The organism is Brasilonema angustatum (assembly GCF_059505445.1).
This window is the reverse complement of the sequence record NZ_JCACKO010000124.1, coordinates 1-7,505: the sequence shown is the minus strand read 5'-3', so window position 1 is coordinate 7,505 and position 7,505 is coordinate 1. Positions and strand designations below refer to the sequence as shown.

Below are 7,505 nucleotides of genomic sequence, written 5' to 3'. Positions count from 1 at the left end.
ATTTTAAAGACTTTATCTGAATCTGGTCAAGGACGTAGACCATTTTTACAGGTAATTGTTGACCTGACAACTCTTGAAAAACGTGGAAAATTTAAAGAGTTTGAGAATTTAATCTCCGTTTATAACGGTAAGAGGGGATTACATCTGGTGGTGCTATACTTGGTAATCGGAAGATGGCGAATTCCTTGGAGTTTCCGAGTATGGAGAGGTAAAGGTACTCCTTCACAGGCACAGTTAGGGTTGAAATTAGTCAAACGTTTACCAAAATTACTAACCAAACACTTTCAAGTAGTCATTTTGGCTGATACAGCTTTTGGTAGTGTGGAATTTCTCCACGGTGTACGCGAGCTGAAATATCATGCAGTTACAGGTCTGGCGATTAACCGTAAGCTAGTTGATGCAAGAGTTTTAAGGCATTTACACCGACAGGGACAACAAGTGCGCTTGGTCGGTTTGAAATTTCCTGTCACCGTGTCTTGGTACTACCTTAAGCGCGACAAGGGAAAACTGGAAAAGCGTTTTGTTTTGTCTACTAGACCGATTAAAGCTTCTACTCTTAAATGGTGGGGTAAGCGTAGATGGCAGATTGAGGGATGGTTTAAAACTGCGAAGCATCGTTTTGGTTTACACCGTTTTGGTCAGGGTACTCTACTTGGGATGTATCGTTGGTTTATTCTTTCTCTTACTGCTTACCTCATAGCTCATTGGACTTATCTGGAAATTCACTTCCCATTACCACCTGATTGGGGTGAGGCTATACAAACTGCTAAGGAATCTATTTTTCCTCAAATAGTCGTGTCTCTTCTTTTACTTGATATTCAGCGATTGATTCCCCTTGCACGTAGTTGTGGTTTTGACATTAATTTTTCCAGGTGCAAGATGTGAGCGCCCAACGGGCGCGATTAACGCTCCCGCAAAATATGAAACAAGCACATTTTTCTGAGATTTCTCAAAGCCTTACTGTATAACGGTTCTAAAATGTGCAAGTTAGGAGTTAATACCCTTTTGCTGTAACAATTCTTTAAGCACGAACATGGGAAAAAATATCCAACGTTGTTTCCCGCCCTTCAAGCGGGAAACAGCCCTTACCCGTTAATTAGTCGTAGTCCCGTTGTTGTTCTTGGTAGCGTGTCCGTATCTCCTGCACAGACGCTACGCTAACGGCCTCAAGCCGTGCCGCAGGTATAGGGCTTAGGTTGCACATTTTTTTATTTGGATTATGCAGAGATTTTAATAACAGTTCCTAGCCCCTTGGCTGATGCGATCGCCCTTGGCGCGCCCCACGCCCGAGGCACTTTGTGCCTCCCCTGAACGAAGTTCAGGGAACCAAGCGAAGCTTGGTTGGGCGTATACGGGCGATCGCTATGGCTTTTTCCAAAACTCATGGGAAAAATTCAGTCCTGAATAGGCTTTGACATTTTTTGAAGATGTCTAAAACCATATAACGAAACTTGAAAGGATCATACAGGAGATTGCAGGTAAATGCAATACACTTTAGAGGATATCTCAGAAGTAAGAAAGCTCACGTAACGGTATTCTGTCGGTAGAGAAAAAGCACTGATTATCGACAGCATTTGTCGGCGACTGAGCAAGGATTATGAGGTACTGCCTGAAACCACCGAAGCTTTTATTTATGTTGCCATGATTCGCTTGATGCTAAAGCACGTTGTGTAATTAAAATCACTTCCCCACAACTTTTCAGACATTCTCTTATAAATGATTCAGAAATTGCCTATAAAAATACATATGTAACTGTCTGTAAAAATGGTGTGCCACAGTTACCTGAGATATGCTGTAAGTAATTAACACAATCTGCAAGGAATCGATTCACGAAGTGACAATAAAGATATTTTCTGGCTCAAGTAAACCTTGTTGCCTAGATACTTCATATTGTTTCATAATTGTATTTTATATAAAAAATGCAGATTTTTGTTGTGTGTTCCAGAAGTTTGTGTAATACAACTAGATTTTTACCATGAATAAAAAATGGGCAGTCAAGCGAATCACCGTAAACTTGGCATTAAACGAGGCTTCCAAGCTAGAAAAGTATTGTGAGCAGACAGGGAGAGCAGCTACAGATGTAATTCGGGAACTGATTCGAGCGTTGCCGGTGACGACGTCTGAGTAGCATGAGCACTTGGTTCCTTTTTGATACTAGTAGGCGATTTTTTCTCCATTGTGTTTTAGAGTTACAGGTATTATAGCGATTACAATCTGTAACTTTTACTTTTCTCTAGTGATTTACCAAACGAACTTTGACGGGTTGCTTGCAGAAAAAATATTGTTCTCCCCCTGCTCTAGAACTCCAGAGCTTCCCCCTGCTTCTGTGCTTTCCTTAACCCGGCAATTTTCGGTTGGTCGAGTACTAGATCGTATATTGAATACTTGAGCTACAACAACGCTTGTAGACGCTAACGTTTCAGAGTTGGTGTGAAAAGTTAGGTTCAGGATAACTTTTGAATAAGCTCCAGGATCACATCTGTAGCTGCTTTGCCTGTCTGGTTGCAATACTTTTCTAGCATTGAAGCTTCAATAGGTGTCAAGTCTACGGTGATTTCTTTGACTGCTGGTTTTTTACTGAGGGTTGAAAAACCGGGAAATGTATAGGCGGCTGGCTCGTTCATTGTTTCTATATATTTATTAAGATGACTTAATAAATATTGGCAATCCCGAACCATTTTTACCAGCGAAAATCTAGATTTTGAGATTGAACTTAACTCAAATGGCGCTTCTCGTTTGTAATGAAGTACTGATTTATTTGTGTAGCCGACAAAGTTGCTTACTTGAGTTATTTACGTATTTTTTTACTCAAAATAAAATGCTTATGTACTCTGCCACTGAATTATAGTTTTCCTCTATTTGTATGAAACCACCCTCATTTGCTACGAAGGGATACGAGTAAAGGAATAAGACAAGCAGCGCTCAATATTTTTTTACAAAATAATATTAAAAGGCTAGATAAGTGCTCAAACTATGTATTGCAGAAGACAACACTCATCTGAATCGCTACATATAAAAACTTTTTTGAAAAACATGACTTTCTACAATTTCAGTCCAATAAGAACAAGCAATAAATTCAGTATTATAAAAAGTTTTTTTGTATTTTATAATACTGAGAGTCCAGATTCGCTTAAAAAAACTTTACTATCCCTTTAAGTTCATCCTTAACTTCCTGATTTTCACTTACCTGTGTATTGTGAAGCGAAAAGAAACTTCATCGCTTTATAGACATCAATTTCAACCGTTTGACTTGTCAAAAGATGAAACCGCAAATAAAATCAGTGAACAGTCAGACTGGTACTGTTCAAAGCAGCGTGTCCGTATTTCCTCTAGAGACGCTACTTTGTAAGTCTCTTTTCTTTGGGACACGCTCTTGCAATGCAAGAGCGCATACGGTGCAGGCATGTCATAGGCATAGGACACAGGAGGGTTTCCCTCCTGCATAGCGCTGGCTTACTGATAAGTGATAATTGTTGAATAGGCGATCGCTCAGCTAATTTTCAACGAAGTTATCAGATTTCGCTTTTGGATGCTTCAATTTTGCATCCATAGCGAGCAAGGTCAATCCACAAATTTTTATTATTTTTTTCAGAAAAATAACATGATAACAGCATCATCTGTGAATGATTTTGCTAAAAATTGTCTCTGTGGTTTCACTCATGCCGATTTACCTGTTGATCTGCTAGAGATTCTATAGGTTTAGTATTCTTGATCAAATATTCAGCACATGCTTGCCAGAGTTTGGAGTGGATCAATTGTCGGGATCGACGCTGTAAAAGTGGGCGTTGAAGTGGACGTTTCAGGAGGTTTGCCGGGAATTGTCGTTTTAGGACTTCCAGACACAGCGGTGCAAGAGTCTCGCGAAAGAGTCAAAGCAACTCTCAAGAATGCTGGTTTTGCCTTTCCTATGCGAAAAATTGTCATAAATTTGACACCTGCTGATTTACGCAAGGAAGGTCCATGTTTTGATTTGCCTATCAGTGTGGGAATTTTGGCAGCTTCTGAACAAGTTAGCGCTTATTTGTTAGGAGACCATCTTTTTCTAGGCGAGGTGTCTCTGGATGGCAGTTTACGCTCAGTTGCAGGTGTCCTACCTATCGCTGCGACTGCCCAAAAAATGGGAATTACAGGTTTAGTTGTCCCTGCTGATAATGCACAAGAAGCTGCTGTGGTGGAAGGACTGGCAGTTTATGGCTTCAAAAATTTATCTGAGGTCACTGATTTTTTGAATAATCCAGGGCGTTACAAACCTGTGCAGTTGGATCACACTGTAGAGACGATACAGGCAAATCTGATGCAAACAGCAGATTTGAACGATGTCAAAGGACAGGCTCATGCTCGTCGTGCTTTAGAAATTGCGGCGGTTGGCGGACATAATTTAATTTTTGTGGGACCGCCTGGTAGTGGCAAAACCATGCTGGCACGACGTTTACCAGGTATTTTGCCCGGATTGTCTTTTTCAGAAGCGCTGGAAGTGACTCGTATCCACTCGGTCGCTGGTTTATTGAAAAATAGAGGATCATTGGTGCGCGATCGCCCTTTTCGCAGTCCCCATCACTCGGCTTCTGGTCCTTCTCTCGTCGGTGGCGGTAGCTTTCCTCGCCCTGGTGAAATTTCATTATCACACAGAGGTATTTTATTCCTAGATGAGTTGACAGAATTTAAAAGAGATGTTTTAGAATTTCTGCGTCAACCTTTGGAAGATGGCTACGTCACGATTTCGAGAACCAAACAATCCGTTATGTTTCCAGCTCAGTTTACTTTGGTTGCGAGTACTAATCCTTGTCCTTGCGGTTACTACGGAGATACGATTCAGCAATGCACGTGTTCCCCAAGGCAAAGAGAACAATACTGGGCAAAACTTTCTGGACCTTTGATGGATAGAATTGATTTGCAAGTTGCAGTTAATCGTCTCAAAGCAGAAGAGATTACTCAACAACCGACAGGGGAATCATCAGCAACAGTCAGGGAACGGGTGCAACAAGCACGCGACTACGCATCCCATAGATTTAAAAATGAACAAAATCTTTCTTGCAATGCTCAAATGCAGAGCCGTCACCTTCAGACATGGTGCAAACTAGATGATAGTAGTCGCAACATATTAGAAGCGGCAATTAGAAAATTAGGTTTGTCAGCAAGGGCGAGCGATCGCATTCTTAAAGTAGCGCGAACGATTGCAGATTTAGCTCTTGATCACGAGTTAAAAGCACATCACATTGCTGAAGCGATTCAATATCGCACAATCGATAGAATGCAATAATACAATTTTGGATTTTGGATTTTGGATTTTGGATTTTAGATTTTAGATTTTGGATTTTAGATTTTGGAGCCAGTCGCGTGGGCGGTGAGACCAGTGCTGCGGGAGGGTTTCCCTCCGCAGGCATCTGGCGAACCCGAAGGGGTCTCCCGACTTGAGCGAACTGGCGTGATTGTAAAAGACTTACTGGTAATTGCTTTTAGCATTCTATCTGTCGCATTCTTTTTTCAAATTGGTATAGGAAGTTGAATTTGACAACATTATCATTTATCCGTGTTTACTGTCGCTAATACTTTTCACTGTTTACTATGTTTAGTCATGTTTTACAAAGTTTATTCCATTTTGATACTGTTTAGGAACCAAGGTTATTAATGAAATAAGAGTTAGCTGCATAAGTTCCACGTATGCTTCAATGTCAAGCTGATCTGATAGCAGCATATCTCGATACTGCTGCTTAATACGACTCAGCTTTTTTAATGCCTCCTCTGGATTTGTCTGCAACGTTGCTTGCCATTCATCTAGCAATAGCAGAGTTTCCATAACAAACTTTTTGCGCTGTAGTTCCAGAAGTCTACGACACTGGTCTGTAAAAGTTTGTGTTTTTTGCCGCAGTTGATCGTAAATTTCGGTTGTCACTGTGCCCTCAACGAACATCAACCGATGCTCTTGGCTGAGGTCTTCAATACCATTTAATGCTTGTTGGGGGTGGTCTGGCAATAGTAATTTGAGTTCATTGATTCGGGTAGCAGTTGTGGTGATCATTTTTTGCGATCGCCGTCTGCGCCATTGTCGCAACACTATTCCTAAGATGCTCGTCGAAGCCAAAATAAAAACTCCAGACTGCAAGTCAGTGTTATGTTGCCAATAATGCATCAGTGCCATACGAGGATCGCCGCGTTCAAAGACCTCCTCTGCTGCTGGATGTATATCAAATATCCCTTTTCTCAGTAAATTTTCTGGCTGTTCATTTTGGAGTGCGGGGTAGAACTGGGAATAGTTACGGGCAGTGGAAAGAATAGACCAGGTAACCAATGCAACCGTCCGCCGATTCATCTTGGGGCGAGTCACCAAAACGGTAGCAGTTGAGAGAGTCGGTAATTTCTGGTCTGGAATGGCTGGACGCGATGTATAAGTTCCGATAGGTAGCTCTGCGCCTTGATAAGAACCAGGATCAAAAACTGTCAAGCTGTTGATTAATGCAGGTTCAAGAGGAAGTAGCTTTAACTCAGGATTGTTTACAAATTGTTGCCGTAGATTTTTACTAGCACCTAGACTTCCTATATAGACAACTGCATCCACCTGCCGAGATTTCAGTTTCTTAAATGCTTGATCAAAATCAGAGTTATCTTGTTTAACACTTAGGTTATCTGCTTCAAGTAATCGCCTAGCAGTAAAGCTCATCCCGCTACCGGGATTACCAACTGCAACTCGCTTTCCTTGAAGATCACTGAACATTTTTAATCCAGAATCTTTACGGATAATAATGTGGACATATTCGTTTGCCAAAATTGCAACCGCTTTAACCTGTCCTTCACGCATTGCTTTATTGGCAACATCTAATTGTGCGATCGCAAAATCGACTTGGTGATCAAGCAAGCGTTTTAAGTTTTGCTGAGAGCCTTGCGATTGAAGATTATCAACAGAGATTTTCACCGTCGCGTTGGTAGAGTTATTAATTTGTTCGCTTAAGCTGTAGTAATAACTACCAACATCACCACTGGAGATAATAATGTGACTTGGCTGTGAACTGCAACTACTGAATAAAACTCCCCCTGCTAAACCGCTCAGCAAAAGTAAAACAGCTTTTGGACGATAGATAAATCGAATACCCTTTGATACAATATTATCTAGTAGATTTGCCCAAATTACCCTGCTAGTTAGTTTCGGAATCATTTCACTTACTAGCCTCTATGGCTTTGTTTTCGTGAAGTACCCACCACTAAAACGGAGTACCGTTTTAGTGGGGGTTTCGCGTCTCGTTTGCCGTTACCACGTTGGGTACACTCATTGCTGAATGTCCGACACTCAAGTCGGTGATGGTCTTACACAGCATCTCTGGTTTTTGAACCTTTATCCCTTGTGGGAACCCGCGCAGCCGCCCTTCTTCCAAAGGCAGATAAATTGTTTTCCGTACATTACAACGTGGCTTCTTTTTACGGTAGGACGTAACCATACCAACCAGCGGTCATAATCTGGTAGAGTCGAGAGGGGATATTATTCCCCGTCCCTCTCTGTTAGAACCGGACGT

The 7,505-nt window shown here is 41.5% G+C and carries 7 protein-coding genes and 1 pseudogene; 4 read left to right on the top strand and 4 right to left on the bottom strand.

What is annotated here, in order from left to right; genetic code table 11:
* Window positions 1–885: transposase (locus AC5JM2_RS20955; protein ID WP_495836768.1), on the top strand; the 885-nt coding region annotated here is incomplete at its 5' end.
* A gap of 332 nt (window positions 886–1,217) precedes the next feature.
* Here the strand turns inward: AC5JM2_RS20955 and AC5JM2_RS20950 are convergent.
* A complete protein-coding gene (locus AC5JM2_RS20950; RefSeq protein ID WP_495836767.1) occupies window positions 1,218–1,385 on the bottom strand; it encodes a hypothetical protein in 168 nt (55 codons plus the stop codon).
* Between the two features lie 193 nt (window positions 1,386–1,578).
* Between AC5JM2_RS20950 and AC5JM2_RS20945 the strand changes: the two are divergent.
* Window positions 1,579–1,674 (top strand): annotated as a pseudogene (locus AC5JM2_RS20945) (IS5/IS1182 family transposase); the annotation flags it as partial.
* A 301-nt stretch (window positions 1,675–1,975) separates the two neighbouring features.
* Window positions 1,976–2,128, top strand: coding sequence for a ribbon-helix-helix domain-containing protein (locus AC5JM2_RS20940; protein ID WP_169265918.1), 153 nt, complete (start codon window positions 1,976–1,978; stop codon window positions 2,126–2,128).
* Window positions 2,129–2,444: 316 nt separating this feature from the next.
* Here the strand turns inward: AC5JM2_RS20940 and AC5JM2_RS20935 are convergent, their stop codons facing one another.
* The gene (locus tag AC5JM2_RS20935) at window positions 2,445–2,624 is read right to left on the bottom strand and encodes a CopG family transcriptional regulator (protein ID WP_495836766.1); all 180 of its coding nucleotides are present in this window, start codon (window positions 2,622–2,624) and stop codon (window positions 2,445–2,447) included.
* A 1,103-nt stretch (window positions 2,625–3,727) separates the two neighbouring features.
* Between AC5JM2_RS20935 and AC5JM2_RS20930 the strand changes: the two genes are divergently transcribed.
* Window positions 3,728–5,260, top strand: coding sequence for a YifB family Mg chelatase-like AAA ATPase (locus tag AC5JM2_RS20930; RefSeq protein WP_495836765.1), 1,533 nt, complete (start codon window positions 3,728–3,730; stop codon window positions 5,258–5,260).
* Window positions 5,261–5,569: 309 nt separating this feature from the next.
* Here the strand turns inward: AC5JM2_RS20930 and AC5JM2_RS20925 are convergent, their stop codons facing one another.
* Both AC5JM2_RS20925 and AC5JM2_RS20920 read right to left on the bottom strand, forming a co-directional pair.
* Window positions 5,570–7,150: a TAXI family TRAP transporter solute-binding subunit gene (locus tag AC5JM2_RS20925; protein ID WP_495836764.1), complete on the bottom strand. Its 1,581-nt coding sequence runs from the start codon at window positions 7,148–7,150 to the stop codon at window positions 5,570–5,572.
* A gap of 64 nt (window positions 7,151–7,214) precedes the next feature.
* Window positions 7,215–7,430: a hypothetical protein gene (locus tag AC5JM2_RS20920; RefSeq protein WP_495836763.1), complete on the bottom strand. Its 216-nt coding sequence runs from the start codon at window positions 7,428–7,430 to the stop codon at window positions 7,215–7,217.
* Between the last annotated feature and the right edge of the window lie 75 nt (window positions 7,431–7,505).